This is a genomic window from Stappia sp. (genome assembly GCF_040110915.1).
Classification (GTDB): Bacteria; Pseudomonadota; Alphaproteobacteria; order Rhizobiales; family Stappiaceae; genus Stappia.
Genome location: NZ_CP157793.1, coordinates 2,063,465 through 2,088,524, shown reverse-complemented (window position 1 = coordinate 2,088,524; position 25,060 = coordinate 2,063,465). Strand labels below are relative to the sequence as shown.

Annotated in this window: 22 protein-coding genes; 8 read left to right on the top strand and 14 right to left on the bottom strand. The window is 68.3% G+C overall.

Going from position 1 to position 25,060, the window contains the following annotated elements:
* Positions 1-12: 12 nt before the first annotated feature.
* The 4 genes from ABL312_RS09165 to ABL312_RS09150 all read left to right on the top strand — a co-directional run bounded on the left by ABL312_RS09165 (position 13) and on the right by ABL312_RS09150 (position 4,360).
* Complete coding sequence (locus tag ABL312_RS09165; RefSeq protein WP_349361076.1) at positions 13-1,047, top strand: TRAP transporter substrate-binding protein; 1,035 nt, start codon at positions 13-15, stop codon at positions 1,045-1,047.
* Positions 1,048-1,173: 126 nt separating this feature from the next.
* A complete protein-coding gene (locus ABL312_RS09160; RefSeq protein WP_349361075.1) occupies positions 1,174-1,707 on the top strand; it encodes a TRAP transporter small permease subunit in 534 nt (177 codons plus the stop codon).
* Between the two features lie 51 nt (positions 1,708-1,758).
* Positions 1,759-3,120, top strand: a complete 1,362-nt coding sequence (locus ABL312_RS09155) for a TRAP transporter large permease subunit (RefSeq protein WP_349361074.1) — start codon at positions 1,759-1,761, stop codon at positions 3,118-3,120.
* A gap of 427 nt (positions 3,121-3,547) precedes the next feature.
* Entirely contained in the window at positions 3,548-4,360 is an 813-nt protein-coding gene (locus tag ABL312_RS09150) for a class II aldolase/adducin family protein (protein WP_349361073.1), read from the top strand.
* Positions 4,361-4,487: 127 nt separating this feature from the next.
* Here ABL312_RS09150 and ABL312_RS09145 read toward each other — a convergent pair whose 3' ends face one another.
* From ABL312_RS09145 to ABL312_RS09090, 12 genes are all read right to left on the bottom strand, one after another.
* Positions 4,488-6,743 (bottom strand): TRAP transporter fused permease subunit, encoded by a 2,256-nt coding sequence (locus tag ABL312_RS09145; protein ID WP_349361072.1) that lies wholly within the window; start codon positions 6,741-6,743, stop codon positions 4,488-4,490.
* 136 nt (positions 6,744-6,879) lie between these two features.
* A complete protein-coding gene (locus tag ABL312_RS09140) occupies positions 6,880-7,875 on the bottom strand; it encodes a TAXI family TRAP transporter solute-binding subunit (protein ID WP_349361071.1) in 996 nt (331 codons plus the stop codon).
* A gap of 328 nt (positions 7,876-8,203) precedes the next feature.
* A complete protein-coding gene (locus ABL312_RS09135) occupies positions 8,204-9,550 on the bottom strand; it encodes a sigma-54 dependent transcriptional regulator (protein WP_349361070.1) in 1,347 nt (448 codons plus the stop codon).
* On the bottom strand, positions 9,547-11,433 hold the full coding sequence (locus tag ABL312_RS09130) for an ATP-binding protein (RefSeq protein WP_349361069.1): 1,887 nt from the start codon (positions 11,431-11,433) through the stop codon (positions 9,547-9,549). The genes ABL312_RS09135 and ABL312_RS09130 overlap by 4 nt, the downstream gene beginning before the upstream one ends.
* 75 nt (positions 11,434-11,508) lie before the next feature.
* Positions 11,509-12,480, bottom strand: a complete 972-nt coding sequence (locus ABL312_RS09125) for an NAD(P)H-binding protein (RefSeq protein WP_349361380.1) — start codon at positions 12,478-12,480, stop codon at positions 11,509-11,511.
* 169 nt (positions 12,481-12,649) lie between these two features.
* Complete coding sequence (locus ABL312_RS09120; protein ID WP_349361068.1) at positions 12,650-13,381, bottom strand: hypothetical protein; 732 nt, start codon at positions 13,379-13,381, stop codon at positions 12,650-12,652.
* 123 nt (positions 13,382-13,504) lie between these two features.
* On the bottom strand, positions 13,505-14,413 hold the full coding sequence (locus ABL312_RS09115; protein ID WP_349361067.1) for a LysR substrate-binding domain-containing protein: 909 nt from the start codon (positions 14,411-14,413) through the stop codon (positions 13,505-13,507).
* Positions 14,414-14,442: 29 nt separating this feature from the next.
* On the bottom strand, positions 14,443-15,642 hold the full coding sequence (locus tag ABL312_RS09110; RefSeq protein ID WP_349361065.1) for a muconate/chloromuconate family cycloisomerase: 1,200 nt from the start codon (positions 15,640-15,642) through the stop codon (positions 14,443-14,445).
* Between the two features lie 118 nt (positions 15,643-15,760).
* Positions 15,761-16,636, bottom strand: coding sequence for a dioxygenase (locus ABL312_RS09105; protein ID WP_349361064.1), 876 nt, complete (start codon positions 16,634-16,636; stop codon positions 15,761-15,763).
* A gap of 205 nt (positions 16,637-16,841) precedes the next feature.
* A complete protein-coding gene (locus tag ABL312_RS09100; protein ID WP_349361063.1) occupies positions 16,842-17,408 on the bottom strand; it encodes a flavin reductase family protein in 567 nt (188 codons plus the stop codon).
* Between the two features lie 37 nt (positions 17,409-17,445).
* Positions 17,446-18,099 carry an FAD synthetase family protein gene (locus tag ABL312_RS09095; RefSeq protein ID WP_349361062.1) on the bottom strand — a complete coding sequence of 218 codons (654 nt, stop codon included), beginning with the start codon at positions 18,097-18,099 and terminating at the stop codon, positions 17,446-17,448.
* Complete coding sequence (locus tag ABL312_RS09090) at positions 18,096-18,920, bottom strand: IclR family transcriptional regulator (RefSeq protein WP_349361061.1); 825 nt, start codon at positions 18,918-18,920, stop codon at positions 18,096-18,098. The genes ABL312_RS09095 and ABL312_RS09090 overlap by 4 nt, the downstream gene beginning before the upstream one ends.
* Before the next feature lie 198 nt (positions 18,921-19,118).
* Between ABL312_RS09090 and ABL312_RS09085 the strand changes: the two genes are divergently transcribed.
* The 3 genes from ABL312_RS09085 to ABL312_RS09075 all read left to right on the top strand — a co-directional run bounded on the left by ABL312_RS09085 (position 19,119) and on the right by ABL312_RS09075 (position 21,980).
* Entirely contained in the window at positions 19,119-20,669 is a 1,551-nt protein-coding gene (locus ABL312_RS09085; protein ID WP_349361060.1) for a 4-hydroxyphenylacetate 3-hydroxylase N-terminal domain-containing protein, read from the top strand.
* Between the two features lie 76 nt (positions 20,670-20,745).
* The gene (locus ABL312_RS09080) at positions 20,746-21,120 is read left to right on the top strand and encodes a hypothetical protein (protein WP_349361059.1); all 375 of its coding nucleotides are present in this window, start codon (positions 20,746-20,748) and stop codon (positions 21,118-21,120) included.
* The gene (locus ABL312_RS09075) at positions 21,117-21,980 is read left to right on the top strand and encodes an alpha/beta hydrolase (RefSeq protein WP_349361058.1); all 864 of its coding nucleotides are present in this window, start codon (positions 21,117-21,119) and stop codon (positions 21,978-21,980) included. Before ABL312_RS09080 ends, ABL312_RS09075 begins: the two co-directional genes overlap by 4 nt.
* A gap of 83 nt (positions 21,981-22,063) precedes the next feature.
* Here the strand turns inward: ABL312_RS09075 and ABL312_RS09070 are convergent, their stop codons facing one another.
* Together ABL312_RS09070 and ABL312_RS09065 are read right to left on the bottom strand one after the other, a co-directional pair.
* Positions 22,064-22,915 carry a patatin-like phospholipase family protein gene (locus tag ABL312_RS09070; protein WP_349361057.1) on the bottom strand — a complete coding sequence of 284 codons (852 nt, stop codon included), beginning with the start codon at positions 22,913-22,915 and terminating at the stop codon, positions 22,064-22,066.
* Between the two features lie 137 nt (positions 22,916-23,052).
* The gene (locus ABL312_RS09065; RefSeq protein WP_349361056.1) at positions 23,053-24,234 is read right to left on the bottom strand and encodes a site-2 protease family protein; all 1,182 of its coding nucleotides are present in this window, start codon (positions 24,232-24,234) and stop codon (positions 23,053-23,055) included.
* Between the two features lie 269 nt (positions 24,235-24,503).
* Between ABL312_RS09065 and ABL312_RS09060 the strand changes: the two genes are divergently transcribed.
* Complete coding sequence (locus tag ABL312_RS09060) at positions 24,504-25,055, top strand: HPF/RaiA family ribosome-associated protein (protein WP_349361055.1); 552 nt, start codon at positions 24,504-24,506, stop codon at positions 25,053-25,055.
* Positions 25,056-25,060: the final 5 nt, after the last annotated feature.

Sequence of the window (25,060 nt, the reverse complement as noted above, 5' to 3'; positions counted from 1 at the left end):
TGGGAGGATGATATGAAGAAGCGTGTATCCTTGCTGGCGGCCGCGTCGGTCGCGGCGCTGAGCCTCACGGTGGGGGCGGCCACGGCGCAGAAGCTGGAAATGACCAGCGTCTATCCGGGCACGTTCCCGATTCTCGGCGACATCGGTCGCGAGATCGGCGGGCGCATGGAACTGGTCTCGGGCGGCGAGATTTCGCTGCACTTCAACGAGCCGGGCGCGCTGGTGCCGGCACCCGAAGCCTGGGACGCGGTGTCGATCGGCGCGGTGGACGCCGCCTGGTACTCGCCGGGCTTCGCGCAGGGCATCATTCCGGCGGCGGCCATGTTCACTTCCGTGCCGTTCGGTCCGGAAGCGCCGGAATATCTCGCCTGGTACTACCACGGCGGGGGTGAGGAGATCTGGGAGGAGATCACCGCCAAGCACAACATCAAGTCCATCATCTGCGCCACGCTTCCGCCGGAGGCCTCGGGCTGGTTCCGCGAGCCGATCGAGAGCGTCGAGGACATGAAGGGCATCACCATGCGCTTCTTCGGTCTCGGCGCGCGGGTGATGGAGCGTCTCGGCGTCTCCGCCCAGACGCTGCCCGTGGGCGACACGGTGCCGGCGCTGGAACTGGGGACGATCGATGCCGCGGAAATCTCCATGCCGGCGCTCGACTATGCGCTCGGCATGCAGAATTACGCCGGCAACTACTACTTCCCCGGCTGGCACCAGCAGACCTCGCTGATCACCCTGCTGATCAACCGGGATATCTGGAACGGCATGAACGAGCGCAATCAGGCGGTCGTCAAGGAAGTGTGCCGTTCGGCGGTCGCCCAGTCGATTGCCTGGGGCGAGGCGATCCAGTTCGAGGCGCTGCAGGCGCTCACCGAGCAGGGGGTGACGATCCAGAAGTGGTCGCCGGAGATCCTGGAAGCGATGGAAGCGGCCTGGATGGAAGAGGTCGAGGACCTGTCGGCGGACGCGGATTTCGCGCGCACCTGGGAGTCCTACAGCACCTTCCGCGAGAACTACCAGATCTGGCGCGATCTCGGATATCTGCGCTGATCTCGCGCTCCCAAGCCTGAGGTCTTCTCCCGAGACACAAGGGCTTCTCCCGGCCGCCCGCGCGGCGGCCGGGGTTCCGTTCCCCCGCAAGTCCTTGACGTCGGTCCCAGTAGCAGGTTCGAGACGATGCTGAAACTCGCCCATGCCTTTGCGATTCTGCCGCGCCATGCCCATGCCTTCGGCGGCTGGTTGCTGTTTCTGCTGGCGCTGGTCATCGGCTACGACGTGGTCGGACGCAAGTTCTTCGATACCGGGTCGACCCTCCTGCAGGAGGTGCAGTGGCACCTGCACGGCGCGGCGCTGATGCTCGGCTTCGGGGCGACCTATCTCAGAGACGCGCATGTGCGCGTCGACCTTCTGCGCGAGGGGTTTCGGCCGCGGACGAAGCTCTGGCTGGAAGCGGCGGGGATCGTCGTCTTCCTGATCCCCTACATCGGGTTCCTGTTCTACTTCTCGATCGATTTCGCGCACCGCGCCTGGATCTCGGGCGAAGGCTCCGTCGGGGGCGGGGGACTGTCGCACCGCTGGGTGATCAAGTCCTTCCTCGGGATCGGTTTCGCGCTTCTCGTGCTTGCCGCGATCTCGGTTCTGCTGCGCTGCATTCACGGCCTGCGCAGCCCCAGTGTGGCGCCGCCGTCGCCGTTCCTCGACGAGCAGTAATCCGCCGCCGTCGACGCCCCGCCCTTTCATCCGACGAATGGAGACCGTGCCATGCTGGCCGAATGGTTGCCCGCGATCATGTTCCTGAGCCTGGTTGTGTTCATTTTCTCCGGCCTGCCGGTGGCGATGGTCCTGGGTGGCGTCTCGCTGGTGTTCGCCGCGATCGGCCTTGGAATGGGCGAGATCCGCTTCGTGCATCTGCCGCTGCTGATCAACCGCATCTTCTCGGGCATCATGGCCAATCAGGTGATGGTCGCCGTGCCGATGTTCGTGGTGATGGGGACCTTGCTTGAAAAGAGCGGCATCGCGGAGGATCTCCTCGAAGGGCTGCAGACGGCGATGCGGCGGGTGCCGGGCGGACTGGCCATCGCGGTGACGCTGATGGGCACGATCCTGGCCGCCTCCACCGGCATCATCGGCGCGTCGGTGTCGATGCTGACCCTGTTGGCGCTGCCCATCATGCTGCGCAACAACTTCGCGCCGACGCTCGCGACCGGCACGATCGCGGCCTCGGGGACGCTCGGCATTCTCATCCCGCCGTCCATCATGCTGGTCATCATGGGCGACCTGCTGACGATCTCGGTCGGCAAGCTCTTCATGGCGGCGCTGATGCCGGGCCTGCTGCTCTCCGCGCTCTACCTGACCTATGCGATCACCATCAGCGCCTTGCGCCCGCAACTCGCGCCGCGTGCCAGCGAGCCGCTGTCGCCGGAGGAAAAGCGCGCGCTGATGCGCAAGCTCGCGTCCAGTTTCGTGCCGCCGGCGGCGCTGATCGCGCTGGTCCTCGGCTCGATCCTCGGCGGATGGGCGACGCCGACGGAGGCCGCCGGGGTGGGCGCGCTCGGCGCGCTCGTGCTGGCGCTGCTGCGCCGCCGGCTGTCCCTCGGCAGCCTGAACAACGTGCTGAGCCGGTCCCTGTCGACGGTTGCGATGATCTTCTTCATCTTCGTCGGCGCCACCGCCTTCAGCTATCTCTTCCGCCGCTTCGGCGGCGAGGCCTTCGTGCTCGATCTGGTCGACGCGACCGTGCTCGGCCCCTGGCTGATCCTGGCGATCCTGATGCTTCTCGTCTTCGTGATGGGCTTCTTCTTCGACTGGATCGAGATCACGCTGATCGTGCTGCCGATCTTCGCGCCGATCGTCCAGACGCTGGAGTTCGGCGGTCATGTCGACCGCGTCGACGTCGTCTACTGGTTCGCGATCCTGGTGGCGATCAACCTGCAAACCAGTTTCCTCACGCCACCCTTCGGTTTCGCCCTGTTCTACGTGAAGGGAACCGCGCGCAATCTGGTGCAGCTGAAGGACATCTATCGCGGCGTGATTCCCTTCGTCGCCCTGCAGCTGCTGGCGCTGGCCGCCGTGCTGGCCTTCCCGCAGATCGCCCTGTGGCTGCCGAACCTCCTGTTCGACTGACGGGGCGGCGCGGCGGCCGGCCGCATATTCTTTTGCAATGCGAAAAGTGACGCCGCCTCGCGGCGCATGGCCCGCCCGGTGATCCCGGGCGGGCTTTTGAGTTCGCTCCCTCCGGTGCCCACGGACCGGCGCCGTGACGCGCGGGAAAAGGCGTCCAATCAAAGGATTGCGCGATCTCAGGGCCGAGGGCGGCGTCGAATCTGTCCCGAATTAGGTCGTTTCACGGATTACGGTTGCGGCTAAAAATATCTTTTCCGACTTTTTGCGTTGCAACAATGGATTGGACGCAGTGCAGCATCTCGCGCAGGGTAAGCTCACAACAGTCAAGAAAGACGACTCCAGGGAGGCTCTTGTCGAGGGAGGCTCTTGAAGTGCGACGGGGCGCCCGCGCCCGGGTCACGGTCATTTCTCAATCGTGGAGCGAGATATGCTTGATATCGTCAAGAAGACGTCGGTCTACCAGCCGGATCAGGAGAACCTGATCTTCCCCGTCGAGCCGAACTTCGCCAGCGTCGCGGAAGAGCGGCGCCACCGCAAGGAGCGTCTGGTCGTCGCCTGCCGCGCCTTCGCCGCGCAGGGCTACGACTACGGCTTTGCCGGTCATCTGACCATCCGCGATCCGGAGCATCCGGAGCTGTTCTGGACGAACCCGATGGCGGTGCATTTCGACGAGGTCCGCATGTCGAACCTCATCCTGGTCGATCACGACGGCCGGGTGGTCGAGGGCACGCATGCGGTCAATCGCGCCGGCTTCATCCTGCATGCCAACGTCCATCGCGAGCACCCGGACATCATCTCCATGTGCCATGCGCACACGGAAGCCGGAACCGCGTTTTCCGCGCTCGGGCGGCCGCTGCGGCGGCTGACGCAGGATGCCTGCGTCTTCTTCGAGGACCATGTGGTCATCACCGAGGAGGCCGGCGCGGCGGCGCTGGAGAAAACCGCGGGCTGCAACGTGGCGCGGGCCTTCAAGGGCGTGAAGGCGGCGATCCACGCCAACCACGGCCTGCTGACCGCGAGCCGGCACAGCATCGACGCGGCGGCCTTCTGGTTCATCGCCCTGGAGCGCTGCTGCAAGCAGGAGCTGATGGTCGACGCGAGCGGGCGCGAGCCGGTGCTCGTCACCGAGGACCGGGCCCGCTACAGCCGCGAGCACATCGGGACCGACTACATCGGCTGGCTGCACTTCCAGCCGATCGTCGAGCATCTGAGCCGCACGAAGCCCGACATGTTCGAGTAAGTGGCAGTCCGCGCGTCAATTCCGTGCGGGACAGCAACACGAAAAAGCCGGGGGCGGAAGAACCGCCTCCGGCTTTTTGTCGGTCCGACCCGTCTCCGCCTTGCCAGGGGCGAGGAGGGCGATGCGCTCAGTCCGGACCGCGCACCGGAATGCTGGCGCCTTCCTTGGGGTGGAAGATGCGCTGCACGGCGAAGACCGCGACCGCCGCGCCGATGCCGGCAAGGTCGGTGACGAGGCCGCCCTCGATCATCAGCAGCGCGGCCAGAAGAAGCCCGAGCCGCAGGAACCACACCGCCTTCTTGCCCAGGAACCAGCCCTGCACGCCGGAGCTCAGCAGGAACACGCCCACCACCGCCGTTGCGCCGGCCCGCAGGATCTCCAGCGTGGTGCCGTCCATCAGCAGGGCCGAATTGTAGAAGAACATGAAGGGCACGATGAAGGCCGCGATGCCGATCTTGAACGACGACACCGAGGTTTCCATCGGGTTCGCGCCGGATATGCCGGCGGCCGCGTAACTCGCCAGCGCGACCGGGGGCGTGATCGCCGACAGCACCGCGAAGTAGAAGACGAAGAAATGCGCCGTCAGCTGGTCGATGCCGAGCTGGACGAGGCCCGGCGCGACCACCGAGGCGGCGACCGCATAGGCGGCCGTCGTCGGCATGCCCATGCCCAGCAGGATGGCGATGCACATGGCGAAGAACAGCGCCAGAAGCTGGCTCGCCTCCGCAAGTCCGAGCAGCAGCGCGGAGAAGCGCGCCCCGACGCCGGTCAGCGAGATCACGCCGACGATGATGCCCGCGCAGGCGCAGACCGCGATGATCTGCACCGACATGACGCCGGCGATCTCGAACGCCTTGACGATGGCCTTGATGTCCATGCGGTAGGGCGTCAGCCAGGAGACGACGGCGGCGGCGATGGTCGCCAGCGTGCCGGCGCGGATCACCGAATAGCCCATGAACAGCGCGTAGATCAGGATGATGATCGGCAGGAACAGATAGACCTGGCGCACCATGCGGGCGAGCTTGGGCAGCTCGTCGCTGCGCATGCCGCGCATGCCGAGCTTGGACGCCTCCATGTCGACCATGAAGTAGACCGACACGAAGTAGAGCACCGCCGGGATGATCGCGGCGATCGCGATCTCTGTGTAGGGGATGCCGGTGATCTCGGCCATGATGAAGGCGCCGGCGCCCATGATCGGCGGCATGATCTGCCCGCCGGTGGAGGCGGCCGCCTCGACCGCGCCGGCGGTCTTCTTGTGATAGCCGACCTTCTTCATCAGGGGGATCGTCAGCGAGCCGGTGGAGACCACATTGCCGGCCGAGGTGCCGTTGATCATGCCCATCAGGCCGGAGGCGAAGATCGCGACCTTCGCCGGGCCGCCGCGCGAGCGACCGGCGGCGGCAAAGGCGAAGTTGACGAAATAGTCGCCGACCTTGGAGGCCTGCAGGAAGGCGGCGAAGATGATGAACAGGATGATGTAGGTGGAAGAAACCGCCGTCGTCGGGCCGAGAATGCCCGCGTCGGTGTAGACCTGGCTGAAGAAGCGTTCCCAGCTGATCGCCGGCGAATTCAGAAAGCCCGGCAGGTGCTGCCCGACGAAGACATAGGTCAGGAAGATCGCCGAAATGACGATCAGCGCCATGCCGGCCACGCGGCGCGTCAGCTCCATGATGAGCAGCGTGCCGGCGACGGCGGCGATCGAGATGCCGATCGGCGCGAAGGGCGTGCCGGTCGAATTGCGCATCAAGGTGCCGTAGATGGTGATCAGATAGGCGGCCACCGCCACGCCGCAGATCGCCAGCACGAAATCGGGGGCGGCGAAGCCGGCGCGGTCGCGCTTGTGGAACCACGACAGCACGATGGCGCCGACGGTCGCGATCATCAGCGGCAGGCCGAAGAGATAGGTCTCGTTGAAGCGGATGCCGGCGTCCATGCCGTTCCACATGGTGCCATTGGAGATCTCGACGGCGAAGGACAGCGCGGCGCCGAGCGCGAACAGCGCCGGCAGCAGGAGCGCATAGGCCAGATAGCCGAGCAGCGGCGTTTCCTGTCCCTCGCGCGGAAAGTCGGCGCGCGCCGCGAAGAGCATGAAGCCGAGCGCCAGCGCGCCGGCGACGTGGACGATGCGGAAGTTCCAGGTTTCCATCGGGAAGGAGGGCAGGAACGGAACGGTGATGCCGGTCCATTCGGAGATCGAGAGCCCGTTGAGCGCCGCCATGTGAAAGGCGGCATAGAGCGCGGCGTAGCCGCCGATCAGGATGAAGGACCATCCTTCGAACAGGCGCCGGTTGAGTTCGACCGCTTCCTCGTCGACGCCCTTGGCGATCATGTGGTCGTCGTCGGCGGCCGTCGTGGCGTCCGCAGCAGTGATCTTGTCGGTCATGTCCTTCCCCCCTCTCCGGGGCCCCCTCTCCGGGCAGAGCGCCGCCGGATGAGAGTAGCACGTCTTCTTCTTCGGAAAGGGCCGCCCGATCCGGGCGGCCCTTGTGTCGATCGGGTGTGGTGATCCGGCCGGCGTCTTACATGCCGTGGATCATGTCATCCGGGATGTCGGCGCCGGCGTTCTCCTTGAACCACTCGGCCGCGCCCGGATGCCACTTGAGCACCTTGTTCTTGTCCCAGTTCTCGGGAAGCGTGGAACGGGCCGCCTTGTGGATGCCGACCATGCGGGCGTTGTCCGACATCACCACGTCGACGGCCGCCTTCACGAAGGACGCGGGCAGGTCGCAGTTGGCGATGGCGAAGTTCCACATGGAGACCGAACGGGCCGGGTTCTCGAGCGTCGAGTAGGTGGCGGCCGCGATCTCGAATTCCGAAACCGGGAACTCGGCCAGGATCTTGGCCTGCTCTTCCTCGGTGAACTCGATGATGTTGATGTCGGTCTGCACCTCGAGCTGGCTGACGGCGGGGACCGGCACGCCGGCGGCGAAGGCGATCACGTCGAGCAGACCGTCCTGAAGCTGCCCGCCGAGGTCCGACCAGCCACCGTTGCGGCGCTCGTAGTTGACGCCGAGCGCGTCCATCATCCGCGGGAAGTAGGTGTCGGACGTGGAGCCGGCCGGGCCGAAGCCGATCTTGGCGCCGTCGGGAATGTCGGCGATCGAGGTGATGCCCGACGAGGCCAGCGCCGTGATCGAGAACGGCGTCTGATACATCGGGAACATGGCGCAGGCGTTGGTCATCTGCAGGCCCGGCGCGATCGGGTTGGTGCCGGCGAGCGATTCCGCGGCCGGACCCATCGTCGTCATGCCGAACTGGGCGTCGCCGGTGTGCACCAGCGCCATGTTCTGCATCGGACCGCCGGTGACTTCGCCGCCGCCGGACAGGCCCAGTTCCTCGGCCACCAGGTTCGCCCAGCCCGAGCCGTACGCGAAGTAGGTGCCACCCTGGGACGCGGTGCCCACGGTGAAGCTCTCCGGCCAGCCTTCACGATCCTGGGCCACCGCCATCGATGCGCTCATCGATGCGCCCAGGGCGACCGCGACAAGCGTTCGCGTCATGACTTTGAGCTTCATGATATCCTCCTTGTTGCGCCGGGCGCGGAGACCGTGTGTCCCGGCTCCTGTCCCGCCCGACCTTGCCCGGACCGGACCGACGTCCGCTCCGCGCACCTCCCATCGGGTGCTGCGTTCAAGAAAGCGCGCCAGGGCGCCAAGGCAAGGGCCAGGGCGGCGGCTTTTCGCAGTTTCTTAAGAATTTTTCCGGCGATTGGCGGGAAAGGGAACATCGCGGCCCGAAACATGGGTCGAATCCGACCCCTTTGGCCCGTGACGCCGCGTCCGCGTCCGCTCGCCCGATCCGCTTGCCCGATCCGCTTGCCGGGAGCCGGTCGGGCGGATGCGCTCAGTCTTCCTCCAGGAAGGCCTCGCGCGACAGGTCGTATTTCTGCATCTTTTCGTAGAGCGCCTTGCGCGAAATCTGAAGTGCCTCGTAGGTCTCCTTCAGCCGGCCCCCGTGCGCCGCCAGGCTTGCGGCGATCAGTGCCTTTTCATGGGCGGCCATGCGCTCGCCCAGTCCGTCGCCGCCCTCCAGTCCGGTCTCGCTCGGCACCAGCGCGGGATCGAGCCCGAGCACGAAGCGGTCGGCGGCGTTGCGCAATTCGCGCACGTTGCCGGGCCAGTCGCGGGCCGCGACGGCCGACAGCAGCGCGCCGCTCACCTCCGGCGTCGGGCGCTTGTAGCGCGCGGCCGCCTCGCCGACGAGATGCACGAAAAGGTTCGGAATGTCCTCGCGCCGCGCGGGCAGGGCGGGGATGTGCAGCGTGACCACGTTGAGCCGATAGAGCAGGTCGGAGCGGAAGCGCCCGGTCGCGGCGTCGGCCTCCAGATCGCGCTTGCTCGCCGCGATGAAGCGCACGTCGAGATCGACCGGCTCGTTGGAGCCGAGCCGGGTGATCGCGCGGTTCTGGATCGCATGCAGGAGCTTCGCCTGCAGCGGCAGCGGCAGGCTGTCGATCTCGTCGAGAAACACCACGCCGCCGCGCGCGGCCTCGAAGCGGCCGATGCGGGTGCGCATGGCGCCGGCGAAGGCGCCGGCCTCGTGGCCGAACAGCTCGCTCTCGATGAGATCGGCCGGAAGGGCGGCGCAATTGATGTGCGCGAAGGGCATTTCGCCCCGGCCCGACGCCCGGTGCAGGGCGCGGGCGGCGACCTCCTTGCCCACCCCCGTCTCGCCGACGATCAGCACGTCGGCCTCCGTCGCGGCGATGGCGCGGATCTGCTGGCGCAGCGCCACCATCACCGCGCTGCGTCCGGTCAACCGGGCCTCGATGGCGTCGCGCGCGCCCACCTGCTGGCGCAGCTGGCGGTTCTCGATCGTGAGGCGGCGCTTGTCGAGCGCCCGGCGCACCGTCTCCACGAGGCGGCTCGGCGCATAGGGCTTCTCGAGAAAATCGTAGGCGCCGTCACGCATGGAGCGCACCGCGAGTTCCACGTCGCCATGTCCGGTGACCAGAATCACCGGAAACTCCGGGTCGATCTCCAGCGCGCGACGCATCAGCGTCAGCCCGTCCATGCCCGGCAGGCGGATGTCGGTCACCAGAATGCCGGGAAAGGCCCGCGAAATCCGCGTCAATGCCCGCTCGGCGTCCGCGAAACACATGACGGACAGGTCTTCCAGGCTGAGGCTCTGTTCGGCGGCGAAGCGCAGGTGCTCCTCGTCGTCGACGAACAGGATGGTTTCCTCGCTCATTCCGCCGCCGTCTCCTGTGCCGCCGCATCGGGCTGGGCGGGCTCCGCGCCGTCCTCGGCGCGTTGCAGGGTCACCTGCAGCACGGCGCCGCCTTCGGGGTGGTTCCGGGCGGCAAGATGTCCGCCGAAGTCCTTGACGATGTTGTAGGAGATCGACAGGCCGAGACCCAGCCCCTTGCCCGGCGACTTGGTCGTGAAGAAGGGATCGAAGAGGCGCGCCAGCACGTCTTCCGCGATCCCGGGTCCATGGTCGCGCACGGTGATCCGCCACCCCTGCGCCGTGGGCGAAACGGACAGCAGGATGCGGCGGTCGTCGCGATCCTCGACGGCGTCCAGCGCGTTGTTGAGCAGGTTGACCAGAACCTGCTGCAGGCGGACATGGCCGCCGATCGCCCGCGCGTCCTTGTCCGGCAGGTCCACCTCGACCCGTGCGCCGAGCGAGGACAGCCGCGTCTGGAGCAGGGCGAGCGCGTCCTGGATGACGGCGTCGAGGCTCACCGGCAGGAGGCGCCCCTGCGGGCGGCGGGCGAAATTGCGCAGATGTCGGGAGATCTCCGCCATGCGGTCCGCCATTTGCGAAATCCGCCCGACGTTCTCGCGCGCCTCCGCGCTCCGTCCGCGCTCCAGGAAGGTGATGGCATTGTCGGCGTAGGATTTCACCGCGGCGAGCGGCTGGTTGAATTCGTGGCTGAGCGCGGCCGACATTTGCCCCAGCGCGGCGAGCTTGCCGGCCTGCACCAACTCCGCCTGGGTACGGCGCAAGCGGATTTCCGCCGCCTTGCGCTCCTCGACCTCGGTCACGAGCTTGGCGTTGGCGTGGTTGAGGTCGGCGGTGCGGGCGATCACGCGTTCCTCGAGCTGTTCGCGCGCGGCGCGCTGCACCTCGATGCGCTCCAGAAGCTGGGTCCGGCGCTGCAGGGAGAAGGCGACGCCGAGCCCGATCAGCAGCAGCGCCAGCACCATGATCGACGAGACGGCCACCGCCTGGACCCGGGCCTGGGCGGTGGGAATGAGCAGCGTCACGTTCCAGCCGGCATCGGGAATGTAGAGGCTCCCGGCCACGTAGCGGGTCCAGCCGGTGTCTTCTTCTTCCAGCGAAACGAGCTTGAGCTCGTCGCCGAGCGGCTCGGTGGTGCTGGGCAGGGGGCGCAGGCGGTCCAGCGGATACTGGCGAAAGACCTCCACCTCGGCGAGTTCGGTCTCCGACAGCGGGCGCAGGGTGCGGAAATGCCAGTCCTGTCGGCTCGCCATGAAGACGATGTCCTTCAGGTCGCGCACCAGCACCCGCTTGGCGCTGCCGCGCCAGGCTTCCTCGAAGGCGTCGACCGTGAATTTGACCGCGACGATGCCGACGATCCGCCGCGCGTCCTCCACGGGCGCGGCGAAGAAGTAGCCGCGCTCGCCCGAGGTCGTGCCGAGCGCGAAGTAACGTCCGATCCCGCCTTCCAGCGCCTGCGTGAAATAGGGGCGGTAGCTGAAGTTGCGCCCGACGAAGGAGAGCTCCTTGCGATAGCTGCTGGCGGCCAGCGTCAGCCCGGAGGTGTCCATCAGATAGACGTCGGACGCCTTCAGCTGAAAGGCGGTCTGGCGGAAGCTCTCGTTGACCTGTCGCACCAGTTCGGGATCGTCCGGATTGCGCAGCAGGTCGCGCAGGATCGGGCGTTCCGCGATCAGCGCGGGCAGCGGCTCGTAGCGGCGCAGCGCCCCGGCCAGCCCCTCCACCACGAGGCGCAGCGTGTCCTGTTCGCGCAGGCCCGCCTGAAGCTGGTAATGGCGCTCCAGCCGCGGGAAGGCCACGGCCGCGAGCACGAGCGCCAGCACCGCGACGAGAATGAGGACCCGGCCGGGCGTCAGGCCGGCACGCGTGGACAGGGGAGACGTCATGCGCCGCAGTATGCCGCGCGCCGGATCGCGCGTCGATATCCCGGGAATGCGGTTTTCAAGGGGACTGCCCCCGCCTCAGAACACCGCGTGATCGCCGCGCTCGACCGTGGTCTCGCCCGCGACCAGCCGCGCGTAGAAGGCCTCCAGCGTCTCGGTGCCGAAGGACGGTGTGGCGTCGGCATCGTAGCGGCCCGTTTCGGGATCGAGCACGAGCATGGATTCGGTCGCGTAATAGCGCCCGATGCGGGCAAGCTCCGCCTTGTCGGCGAAGCGGGGGGCGATGTGTCCCAGCGCGGACAGCGTGGCGATGATGGCATCCAGCAGCGCGACGGGAACCCGGCGGAAGCGCGGTTCTCGACCGAGCGCCGCGAAGAGCATCGCGCCTTGCGCGCGCGGGGTCAGCGCGGGGTCGGGACCGCCGATGGGCAGGATGCGGTTCTGTAGGGTCGCGTCGTCGAGGCACAGCGCCAGATAGGCGCCGAGATCCTCGTCGGAGATCGGCTTGCAGGCCGTCAGCGTCCCGTCGCCGAAGACGAGGAACGGCTTGCCCGCCCGCAGCCGGTCGAGCTGTCCCGACAGCGACTTGAAGAAGGCGGTGGGGCGCACGATCGACCAGGTGAGGCCGGAGGCGATCAGCCGCTCCTCGAAGGCGCGCTTGGCCTGCTGGAAGGCGAGCAGCGGCTTTTGCACGCAAAGCGCGGAAAGGAGCACCATATGACCGACGCCGGCGTCCTGTGCGGCCTCAAGGGCGGCGACATGCGCGTCGTGGTCGATCGCCCAGGCGTCGCGGGCCATTCCGGTGCGCGAGGCGAGGCAGGAGACGAGGACGTCGAACCGCTCGCCGCGAAAGCCGTCGCGGGCGAGCGAGACCGGGTCGCTGGCATCGCCGAAGCGCAGTTCCGCGCCGGCCAGCAGCCGGGCGGTGTCTTCCTTGCGCAGGGTGCCGCCCGGTCCGGCGCCGGGGCGCACGAGGCAGACCACGTCATGCCCCCTGGCCATGAGCGCGCGCACGGCGGCGCGCCCGATGGTGCCGGTCGCGCCGAGCACGAAGACCCGGCGCGGGTGTGGCGAGGGCGTCGGAGCGGGGGGCGTGTCTGACGTGGGTGTGGGCATCCTGGCGGCGGCGGTTCGATCTTAAGGCGGGTGCGTGCGATCCTAGCGGCCTGTCGCGGCTCTGGCCATGGCTCGCGGGGCATGCCGGCCGCCGCCGGGGCGCTCAGCGCTCCGAGAGGATCGCGGCGAGCTTGCCGGCGAAGGCGGCGTAGGTCGAGAAGTCCGCCGTCAGGACGTGGAGGCCGAGCACGCGGGCGCGCTCCATCAGGCGGGGGCTGCGGAACGCCCTTGCGTCCTCGTCGTAGAAATCGGTGGTGGTGACAAAGACCGGCAGCGCCGACCGGGCGCCGAAATGGGCGTTCCAGTAGCTCAGTTCCAGCATCGCGTCGAACATGCGGTCCTCGCCGCGCGCGCGCTCCAGCAGGTCCGTCGCCGTCGCCTTGCAGGACACCAGAACCAGCCGTCCACCGTGGACGCCGAGGGCGTCGACCTCGTTGAAATGATCGTCGGCGCTGCCCGGCGCCCGCCAGCGGATCATCTGGGCGAAGCGCACGTCGCTGCAGCCGGCCTCGGCGAGGGCGAGGGCGACGAGTTCCTCCAGCCAGCCGCCGCCGAGATAGGCGCGCGCGCCATTGTCGGCGGCGCGAAAGCGCTGGCCTCGCGGTGTCAGCACACCGGCTGCTGCCGCCATGTCGCACCAGGCCTCTTCCGTGTGCGAGCGGATGTCGACCGTGCGCCCGCGCGCCGCCGCGTGGAGCAGGCCGCGCAGATCTGCGAAGTCCTCGTAGAGGGCGCGCGAGACGGCGGCGCGGCGCTTCGCGCCGGAGAGCCGGCCGCCGGAGCCGTGCAGGGCGACATGTTCGGCCAGCCGGTCTGTGAGGGCGGAGGGGGGCATGATCGCTCAAGCGTGTGAGGGCGGCCGTCGAAGGGCGGTCCGATCTCGGGCACAAGACCACGAACGGCGCCCGCGCGGAAGACGGAGACGCCGGATTTCCCCGTCGCGCGGCACACCGCAGCCTCAGGTGCCGGTCCGCTCCGACACGCGTTTGCGCGACACGCGCAGGGCGATCTCCACGAAATTGCGCACATGGATCGACTGGTCATCGATCCGGTGGGTGACGGAGACCGCCGTGGTGGCCTGCGGGTCGGTGAGCGGCACGAAGCGCACGCCGCGCCGTTGGGCCTCGCCCACCGAGGCCGGCACCACGGCCGCGCCGACCTCCACGGAGACCAGCGAGATGGCGGTCTGGAAGTCCATGGTGAAGACCCGCGCCGCCGGCAGGGCATCCGCCGCGCGGCACAGGTCGAGCACGTGATCGGCGAAGCTCGGGCGCGGCTTTTCCGGGTAGAGGATGAGCGTTTCGCCGGCCAGCGCTGCGAGCGGCACGGGCCTGTCGCCGGCCAGGCGATGGGTGTCGGGCACGGCGAGCACCAGCGGTTCCTCGATCAGCTGCCGGGAACGGATTTCCGGGTCCGTGAGGCTGGGGCGGGCAATCGCCAGGTCGATCTCGCGGCGGATCAGGGCCTTGGCGAGCGCGGCGTTGTTCATCGGAAACAGGCCAAGCGCGACTCCGGGATAGTGCCGGCGGAACGACTTGAGGATGTTGGGCACCACGCCATAGGTGGAAGAGCCGACGAAGCCGATGCGCAGCCGCCCTTCCGCGCCCTGGCCGATGCGCCGGGCCTCCAGGCGCGCCTCTTCCAGATCGGCGAGGATCGCCTGGGCGCGCTCGTAGAGCTTTTCGCCGGCCTGGGTGAGGCTGATCTGGCTGCGTCCGCGGTTGAACAGCAGGACGCCGAGATCGTCCTCGATCTGCTTTATCTGCCGGCTGAGCGGCGGTTGGGCAATGCCCAGCCGCTCGGCGGCGCGCCCGAAGTGCAGCTCCTCCGCGACCGCGATGAAATGCTCCAACTGCCTGATCTTCATGGCCGTCCCCGTTCTGGGGGAAGTCTATGTCAGGCCCGTGCCGAACGCCAATCGGCCTCGGCGATGTCGTCGAGATAGGCGTCGTCGACCGCAACGCCGAGGCCCGGACCGGTGGGGCAGGCGACGTGAAAATCGGCGAAGTCGAGCCCGGCGGTGGTGAGGTCGCGCGTCAGGATGCGCGGGCCGAAATGCTCCGTGCCCCAGTGCAGCTCCGGCAGGGTCGAGAGGACGGCGAGATGCGCGGCCGCGCCGATGCCGCTTTCCAGCAGGCAGCCGCCGTAAAGCTCCATCCCGTGCGCGGTGCCGACGCCGGCGGCGCGTTTCATCTCCATCAGCCCGCCGCTCTTCACCAGCTTGAGCGACAGCACCGAGCCGGCGGCGATGGCGCCGGCGCGGGCGATGTCGCCGAGCGAGAAGGCGCCCTCGTCGATCATCACGGGAATGCGGCTGCGCGCCGTGACGCGGGCCAGCGCGGCGAGGTCGTCGGCGACGACCGGCTGCTCGATCAGCGCGACGCCGAGCTCCTCCAGCGCCGGGATCCAGCGCTGGCATTGCGCCGCCGTCCAGCCCTGGTTGACGTCGACGATGATGTCGCACTCCGGAACCGCCGCGACGATGCGGGCGAGCCGGGCGATGTCGTCGCGCGGCTCGGCGAAGCCGACCTTGATCTTGAAGCGGCGGTGGGCGCGGCTTTCGTACTTGTGGCGTGCTTCCTCGATCTCCTGATCGGGGTCGCCGGAAGCGAGCGCCCAGATCACCTCGAAGCTGTCGTGGATGCGTCCGCCCAGAAGCTGCGCCGCCGGCAGGCCGAGCGCATGGCCGACCGCGTCGTAAAGCGCCATGTCCAACGCGGCCTTGGCGGCGGTGTTGCGCGCCGCCGCCTTGCGCATGGCGCGGGCCGCCGCCTCGAAGCGGTTCGCCGGCTGCCCCAGCAGCACCGGCGCCAGATAGCGGTCGATGCAGGACTGGATCGATTCCGGCGATTCCTCCGCCCATCGCGGGCCGCCGAGCGTCGAGCCCTCGCCATAGCCGACGCTGCCGTCGGCCAGATGCACGCGGGCCAGCACGATGGCCTTGTGGTGGATCTCGGTGTTGGAGAGCTTGTGCGCGCGGGTGGTCGGCGCGTTGACGATCCGGGTCTCGATGGCGCGGATCCTGAGCCGCGCCTCGTCGAAGCCGGGGACGCGGGCAAGCGTCGCGGTGGGGGCGATGGGGGAGGCCAGGTTCATGCGTGCGCCTTTCCTTCTTTGGGCGCCCTTCGTGCGGGGCGTCGCGGTCTCGGTGTCAGGCCGTGGCGGAGGCGCGCCGGCCGATCCGCCGCCGCGCCGCCCGTGGCGGATGCCGGGACTATTCGGCCGCCTGCATCCGCGCGGCCTGCGCCTCGCTCAGGACGAAGTCGAAGCGCAGCACGAGGTCGGTGTCGGAGCCGGCCGGGGCGGGCTCGAACTTGCCGATGAGGCTTTCCTTCACGGCGAAGACGGAGTCGTTGTCCAGCCAGTCGCTGTCGGCGTCATAGATCTGCGTGATCAGCGGCCGGTAGCCGTCCTTGGAGATGATGAAGTGCAGATGGCCGGGCCGGTTCGGGTGGTGGCCCATGTAGTGGAGCAATTCGCCCGCCGTCTCGTCCTCGGGGATCGGGTAGGGCACGGGCCGCAGCGCGATCAGCGCGTAGTGGCCGTTCTCGTCCGTCTCGAACCGGCCGCGCAGGTTGAAGTCGGGCTGATCGGGATCGTGGTTCTCATAGAGCCCGTTCGGTGCATCCTCCCAGATGTCGATCGTCGCCCCGGCGACCGGATTGCCGTCCGCGTCGCGGATGTAGCCCTCGACGTAGACCGTTTCCTCGCCGTCGAAATGCTTCTGGATGGTCGAGGCGCCCTTGGGCAGCACCGGCGGATTTTCCCGGTAGAAGGGACCGAGCACGGTGGATTCGCTCTCGTTGCCGCTCACCGGGTTGGACAGCATGTCGACCAGCACCTCGACGCCGAGGATGTCGCCGAGCAGGATGAATTCCTGACGCTTGTCGTTGGTGAGCTGGCCGGCGCGGGCGAGATAGTCGCAGGCGGCGAGAAACTCCGCGTGCGTCAGGTTCACGTCGCGCACGAAGCCGTGCAGATGGGTGACGAGCGAGGTCATGATCTCCCGTTGCCGGTCGTCGATCTCGCCGAATTTTCCGAGCGATCCGATCACCGCATCGGTGACGGTGTCGAGCGTGACATTGCGCATGGCGGTTTCCTCCACATGGTGTCCAGATCCGGGTCGGGCGCTGTCCGTTCTGATGCGGATGTCTGGAGCCGATGCGCGCCGATTCCCGGGGGATGTCGTTGTCGTGCTTGCAATCGATGGGGGCAGCGTAATCCGGGACGCGCGGTCCTCCCAATGACGGAAACGGTATGGGCCGATACTCGGCCCCGTTTCCCGGTTCATGCGTTCACCAGTGATTGCCGTCCATCAGGCAGGCGAGATCGAGGCCGGCGGCCGCGCCCGGCTCCAGCTCCGCGAAGCGGCCCTTGTGAAAGAGCAGCGGCGCGCGCGCCTCGTCGCGCTCCAGCGCGCTCACGCGGCCGAGGAAGATCACATGGTCGCCCGCCTCGACCGCCTCCGCGACATGGGTGGTGAAGACGGCGCAGGCACCGCGCACCACCGGCAGCCCGTCGAGGTCGTGCAGCGGATCGGCGATGGTCTCGTCGGGTCGGCCGGCGAAGTGCCAGGCGAGGTTTTCCGTGCCCTCCGGCAGTACCGAGACCGCGAAGCGCCCGGCCTGGCGGATGAGATCGAGCAAGCGCGCGGTGCGGGCGATGGAGACCGCGATCAGCGGCGGATCGAGCGAGATCGACATGAAGGCGTTGGCGGTCATGCCGTGATCGCGCACGCCGAGCCGGGTCGTGATCACCGTGACGCCGGTGGCAAAGGCGCCGCAGGCCGCGCGCAGGGCCTTGGGGTCGATCGCCGGTGCCGAAGCCGGGTGTGCGGCGGCGGTGGCGGACGGGGATGTCATGACGGGTCCTTTCGTTTGCGATGGGCGGTGCGGGCGCTCACCCGGCGGTGCCGGGGAGGCACCCCTCGCGCGGCCAGCCGTGCAGGTGCCGGGCCTCCTCCTCGCGTCCGGCCGCGAGCAGGCTGCGCACGCGGGTGCTGGAGATGCGGTCTCCGCCGGCGCAGGCCACGTCCGAGACGACGCGTACGTCGAAACAGCGCGCCAGACGCGCGACATCGCCGCTGCGTCCGCGCCCGAAGCGGAAGTCGGCGCCGACCCAGGTCTCCAGCGGATTGAGACGCGCAAGTTCCTGCAGGAACGCCTCGGCGGGGCGCGCGGCATAGGCCGCGTCGAAGCGCGCCACCACGATGTGGTCGATCCCGAAGTGCGACAGGCGGCGGATCTTTTCGGCGACCGGCGTCAGCTGTCGCACGCCGGCGAAGACGGTCTTCGGCGGCGGGTCGAAGGTGTAGACCACAGAGGCGACGCCGGCGGCCCGTGCCCGCGCGACGATCCGCTTCAACAGCGTCTGATGGCCGCGATGCACGCCGTCGAAGGTGCCGACCGTGACGACCGAGGCCGACAGGGCGAGCGTGTCGTGCGGGTGCACGCCGGCCCCGTACGGATGAAGGGCCGCCGGCGCCGGTGGGACGGCGAGGGGGCGGGCGCCGATCTGCATCGCCTGAGCGCGGCTTTCCGGGTCTGCGATCATGCGGGGCACTCCTCGTCGGCGTTGCAGGCAAGCGTGGGCGATGCGGGCAGCGCGATGTGGCCCGCCCGCCGGTCCGGATCGCGCCAGCCGAGCCGGGCGGACACGCGGTCGGCCGCCTCCAGCGTCATGGTGCGATAGGCGCGCGGCTGGGTTTCGAACCGGCTCACCGGCACGGCGATGGAGAAGGCTGCGATGCAGGTGCCGGCATGCGAGCGCACGGGGGCGGCGCAGGTGGCGAGATCCGCATGCCATTCTCCGGCGGCCGCGCAATAGCCCGTGGCGCGGATCTCGGCGAGCTGGTCGCGCAGATGCGAGCGCGCGGTCACCGTCGCCGGCGTGAAGTCGGCAAGCGGCATCGCCTCGAGCAGGCGCAGCAGATCGGCGGTGGCGAGATGGGCGAGCAGCAGCTTGCCGGCCGCCACCGCATGGAGCGGCGTTTCGCCGGAGATCCAGTCGCGGGCGACCCCCACCGGCCGGTGACCGGCCTGACCCGACAGCGCGGTGAGGCGCCCGCCCGCCAGTTCCACGACATGGCAGGTCTCGCCGTAGTCGGCGGCGGTCTTCGCCACGACCGGGCGGGCCGCCTCGATCAGGCGGTCGGTGTTGGCCAGCACCTGGGCCAGCGCGTTGACCATGGGACCGAGGCGGAAGCGGCCGGGCGCCTGCTTGCGTAGCAGACCCGTCTCCGCCAGCCCGTTCAGAAGCTGATGGGCGGAGGAATTGGCGATCCCGAGCAGGGACGCCACCTCCGCCGTGCCGCGTTCCGGCGCGGTCAGCGTGAACAGGCCCAGCACCTGGCCGATGCGTTCGCTCGCTTTCATCGTGTCCTCCCGCGTTCGGTCGGATCGGAACCGTCGAACGCCATGTCCCGCTCATGGTTCGGTATTCTCGAACCGATTTCACGGTATGACCCGATACCTTTCGGTATTTCGGAAAAGGGATCAGCCTCTCCTCCATCGGCTGCGCAACACCCCGGCGAACGGGGGCGCGGCTCGTCACACAGCGGGAGGAAACGCATCATGGACGCACCGCATCGCGTCAGCACGCCCTACACGGGCGCCGAGTACCTGGAGAGCATCCGCGACGACCGGGAGATCTACATTCACGGCGAGCGCGTGAAGGACGTGACCACGCATCCCGCCTTCCGCAATTCCACGCGGATGGTGGCGCGCTGGTACGACGCCTTCCACGAGAAGGCGGATCGGATCGCGGTGCCCACCGACAATGGCAGCGGCGGCGTCACTCACCCCTTCTTCCTGGGTTCGAAGACGCGCGAGGACCTCGTCAAGTCGCGCGACGCCATCGCCGAATTGCAGAAGGTGTCCTTCGGCTGGATGGGGCGCTCGCCGGACTACAAGGCATCCTTCCTCGGCACGCTCGGCGCCAATGCCGGCTTCTACGGCGAATATGCCGACAACGCCCGGGCCTGGTACGACAAGACGCAGCAGCGCCTCGATTACTGGAACCACGCCATCGTCAATCCGCCGATCGACCGCGACAAGGCGATCGAGGAGGTGCGCGACGTCTTCATTCACGTGGAGAAGGAGACGGACGCAGGGCTCGTGGTGTCGGGCGCCAAGGTGGTGGCGACCGGATCGGCGCTCACCCACTACAACTTCATCGCCCACTACGGCATTCCCATCAAGGACAAGTCCTTCGCCGTGCTGTTCACGGTGCCGATGGACGCGGCGGGCGTGAAGCTGATCTCGCGCACCTCCTACGAGCTCAATTCGGCGATCACCGGAACGCCCTTCGACTATCCGCTGTCCTCGCGCTTCGACGAGAACGACTCGATCCTGGTCTTCGACAAGGTGCTGGTGCCCTGGGAGAACGTCTTCATCTACGGCGACGTGGACAAGATCAACGCCTTCTTCCCCGCCTCCGGCTTCGTGCCGCGCTTCACGCTGCATGGCTGCACCCGGCTCGCGGTGAAGCTGGAGTTCATCTCCGGGCTCTTCGCCAAGGCGGTGGAGGCGACCGGGGCGAAAGATTTCCGGGGCGTGCAGACGGCGGTCGGCGAGGTGATCGCCTGGGCCAACCTGTTCAAGGGCATCACCGACGCCATGGTGCACAATCCGATCCCCTGGGAGGGAACGGACGGCTACAACCTGCCCAACGTCTTCTCCGGGCTCGCCTATCGCGTCTTCGCTCCGATGGCCTACGGGCGGATCAAGGAGCTGATCGAGCGCCATGTCGCCTCGGGCCTGATCTATCTGCCGGGTTCCGCGCTCGACTTCGAAAGCCCGGCCGTGCGGCCCTATCTCGACCGCTTCGTGCGCGGCTCGAACGGCTATGCCGCCATCGACCGGGTGAAGCTGCTGAAGCTCCTGTGGGATGCCATCGGAACGGAGTTCGGCGGCCGGCACGAGCTCTATGAGCGCAATTACGCGGGCAACTACGAGAACATCCGCATCGAGACGCTGCTCACCGCCCAGGCGACGGGCCAGCTCGACGCGATGAAGGCCTTCGCCGAGGAGTGCATGAGCGAATACGACCTCTCCGGCTGGACCGCGTCGGACCTGATCAATCCGGGCGACGTCAACATGCTGAAGAAAGTCGCCGGCCTCTGAGGCCGGACCTCACCCGACCGGCGGGCGGCGGCCGAGGCCGCCGCCCGTTTTCCCTCGTCAAATCCGGGATTGCGAAATGCGCGACATCCTCACCGACATGCAGGCACGGCTGAATGCCCTGCCGCATCTGCGCCGGCTCGGCCGTCTGTTCTGCGAGACGGTCCAGCTGCGCGTCGACGGCGACGAATACTATCTGACCTTCGACAAGGGCGAACTCGTCGAGCTGCGCGAGGGGCCGAGCCGCAAGACGCCGTACCGCTTCGCCTTCGTCACCGACGCCGAGGCGCTGGACCGCTTCTGGGAACCGCGCCCGGCCCCCGGGTTTCACGACCTCTTCGGGCTGGTCAAGATCGGGCGCGGGCGCATCGAGGGCGATATCCTCGTGCTCGTCAAGAACCTGCGGTTTTTCAAGGAATTCATGGCGCTCGGGCGCCGGGAGGAGGTCGCGTGAGCGCGCGTCTGGAGCCGATTGTCGGCCGCTATCTGCATGTCGAGATCGCCGGCGTGGCGCATCGCATCTATGTCGAGGAAGCCGGGGCCGGGCGGCCCGTTCTGTGCCTGCACACCGCCGGGGCCGACACCCGCCAGTGGCGTCATCTCATGTGCGACGCGGAGGTGACCGAGGGCCATCGTCTCATCGCCTTCGACATGCCCTGGCACGGCAAGTCCCTGCCGCCGGAAGGATTTCAGACGCAGGAGTATCTGCTCACCACCGAGGCCTATATCGAGACCGTGCTGGCGGTCGCCGACGGGCTCGGTCTCGAGCGGCCCGTTCTCGCCGGCTGTTCCATGGGCGGGCGCATCGCGCTGCAGCTCGCGGCCCTTCATGCCGGGCGGTTTTCCGGTTTCATCGCCATCGAGGCGTCGGACTTCCAGCCGGCCTGGTATGACATCGACTGGTTCGACCGTCCCGATGCCCATGGCGGCGAGATGGGCGCCGCACTCGTCTCCGCGAACATCTCGCCGCATGCGCCGGAGGCGGAGCGCTGGAGCACGCTGTGGATGTTCATGCAGTCGGGGCCGGGCGTCTTTCGCGGCGACCTGAGCTTCTACACGCAGGACGACAGCCTGATCGCCCGGCTTGCCGACATCGACACGGCCCGCACGCCGGTGCACATTCTGGTGGGGGCCTATGATCTCACCTGCACGCCGGAAGACGCGGAGCGCACCGCGCGCGCGATCCCCGGCGCGACCCTCGCCGTGATGGACGAACTCGGCCACTTCCCGATGAGCGAGCACCCGGACGGCTTCCGGCCGTTCTTCCTCGATGCGCTCGCGCGCATGCGGCAGCCGGTCCCGGTGGGGGCCTAGCCGGGGGGACGTCAGGCCCGAACGCGGCTTCGGCCAATGGCCGGCGTCGTCACCACGGGGGGATCCGGCGGCGTCGTGTGGCCTCAGCCGGCGTCGAGCAGCGCCGCGATCCGGCGTTTCATGTCGTCGCGGGTGCGGTCCACGGTCGCGAGCAGCTCCTCCAGCCGGAAGAAGTCCATGGTCTGGAACGTGCCCACGGGCGGCGAGATCAGCAGATCGGGCCGGCTGGACTTCAGCTTCTCCGTCACCAGCGCATGCAGGACGATGGAGAAGGAGCCCATCCAGGTCTCGAGCGCGCCGGGCAGCTCACCGGCGCTCGGCACGTCGATGCCGGTCACGTCGACCGCCACGGTCGCGTGGCGCTCCGCGTCGAGCACGTCGAAGGGCGTGGGGTTGGTGAAGCCGCCGTCGATCAGGACCCGCCCGTCGAGGCGCACCGGCGTGAGCAGAACGGGCAGCGCGGAGGACGCGGCAATCGCCGGCAGCAGCGGACCGCTGTCCAGAACCACGTCGTCCTGGGCGTGGAAATCGGTCGCCACGATCTTCACCGGGATCGACAGCGCCTCGAAGGTGGCGGGCAGATCCGCCGGCAGCACCGCCTGAAACAGCACCACCGGGTCGATGATCGCGGGTCGCGTCAAGTCCAGCAGCGAGGACAGGGGGCGGCCGGTGTCGAGAAACAGTTTCTGCAACAGTGCCCGGCGTTCGACGAAGAGGTCGATGGCATAGGCGCGGATGTCCCGGCCGGACATGCCGGCGGCAAAGAGGCTCGCCAGGATCGAGCCCATGGAGGTGCCGGCCAGCTGCACCGGCCGCACGCCGAGTTCATCCAGCACCTCCAGAACGGGGATGTGGGCGAAGGCCTTGGCCGCGCCGCCGCCGAGCGCCAGCGCCAGACCCTCTTTGCCGGTCCCGGCCGGGGACGCGGGGGGCACCGCAGTCGCCGCGTATCCCGGCGGCGCGAGGCACGACGCTCCGCCGGCCAGCGTGAGGGCGAGAAAGCGCCGGCGACCGATCAATCGCGCGCCGTCTCCCTGTGCCACGTCGGTTCGAGGTCGGGACGCCGATGCGCTCATGCCGAGGTCGGCGCGGGCGCCCGTCCGTGCCCGGGCCCGGCGCTATGCCCCGGTCCGAAGGTCTCGCGCAGCGACAGATAGGTCATCAGATCGCGCATGGTCAGGATACCGGCGAGTACGCCGTCGTCGGCCACCGCGAGGCGGCTCACCTGAAGCGCGTTCATGGTCTTCAGCGCCTCCCAGACCGGCGTGTCGGAGGCGATCACGGCGGCGCGGCCGGCCTCGGGCAGGATGTCGGCGACCGTCCGTCCGGCCCAGTCGGCGCGCGGATAGGCGCTGGCGTCGCGCACATGCACGCAGCCGATCACCTTGCCTGCGCGCAAGACCGGATAGGCCTTGTGGAAGTGGCGGTAGAAATAGTCGTCGACCAGCTCGGCGAGGGAAATCTCCGCCGGAACGGAGATCGCCGGACGGGCCATCAACTGGCCCGCCGTCAGCCCTTCGAAGCCGATCCGGGCCGCCATCTGGGATTCCGAGGCGCGGGCGGCGCTGATGATGAAGAAGCCGATCAGGGCCTGCCACATGCCGCCGACGAAATTGCCGCCGATCACGCTGACGAGGCCGAGCGCCAGCAGCAGGCCGCCGAGCAGGCGGCCCATGGTGGCGGCGGTCCGGGTGGCGCGCATCAGGTTGCCGGTCCAGCCCCACACGGCGGCGCGCAGCATCCGTCCCCCGTCGAGCGGGAAGGCGGGAAGCAGGTTGAAGGTGGCGAGCACCAGGTTGAGCAGCGCGAGATAGGACAGGAGCACGACAAGCGGCGACGGCTCCGCCGCGCCCGACAGGGCGAGCGCGGCGAGATAGAACGCGCCGGCCAGCACGTAGCTTGCGAGCGGTCCGGCGACGGCGACCAGAAACTCGGCGCGCGCGTTCGTCGGCTCGTCCTTCAGTTCCGCCACGCCGCCGAAGATGAACAGCGTGATGTCGGAGATCGGCATGCCGAACTGGCGGGCGACCATGGCATGGGAAAATTCGTGGAGGATGATCGAGGCGAACAGCCCCAGCGCCCCGGCGATGCCGAGCGTCCAGGCCATGCCCGGCGCGAGGCCCTCGATCACGGCCGGAAAATAGCCCGTGGCGAGGCTCCAGCTGATCAGGATCGCGATCAGGAACCAGCTGAGATCGAGGTTCACGCGAAAGCCGAGCAGCGTGAAGATGTGAAAGCGCTTTCCGGTCAACACGGCGATGGTCCTGGGTTTGGGTATCGAGGGAGGAGCGGCGAGACGAGCGGGCGGCCGAACCTCCCGACCCCGATCGTACACCCCGCGGGCGGTGGCGAAAACCGCGTGTGTGGCCGGCGCCCGCCCATCCCCGATTGATGCGGGTCAATGCGTGCCGGGGGGCCCGGCGCGACCCTTGGAGGCTTTCGCGGTCTCGAGGCTCCGATGAAAGAACCGCCCGGCAGACGACGGATCGCACAAGCCCCCGCAACCCGATGGACACCGCAGCCATGCAATCCGAACCGATCATCACCTTTCGCCATCTCGATCCGGCCCCGGAGATCCGCGCGCATATCCTGGAGCGGATCGAAGAACTCGAAAAATACCATCCGCGCATCGTCAGCTGCGACGTGGTCGTCAGCGCGCCGCAGAAGGCGCATGTGACGGGCCAGGAGTATGTCATTCGCGTGACGATCCGCGTTCCGGGGCCGGACATCCGCGTGGAGCGCAGCCTGGGGCGCAGCGAGGCGGTGCACGACATCAACCTCGCGGTCCACAAGGCCTTCGATGCCGCGCGGCGCCAGCTCAAGGAGCAGGCCCGCAAGATGGGCAAGGTCGAGGTCAAGCATCACGCGCCGATCCTGCATGCGCGCGTCGACCGGCTGTTTCCGGGCGAGGGCTACGGGTTTCTGGCGGCCGACGACGGGCGCGAGGTCTATTTCGAGCGCGACAATCTGACCGCCGGCGACTGGAACGCCATCGCGGTCGACACGAAGGTGCGCTTCCGCGAGGCCTTCGGCGAAAAGGGCGCCTATGCGACCAATGTGGCGATCCTGGACTGAGGGGA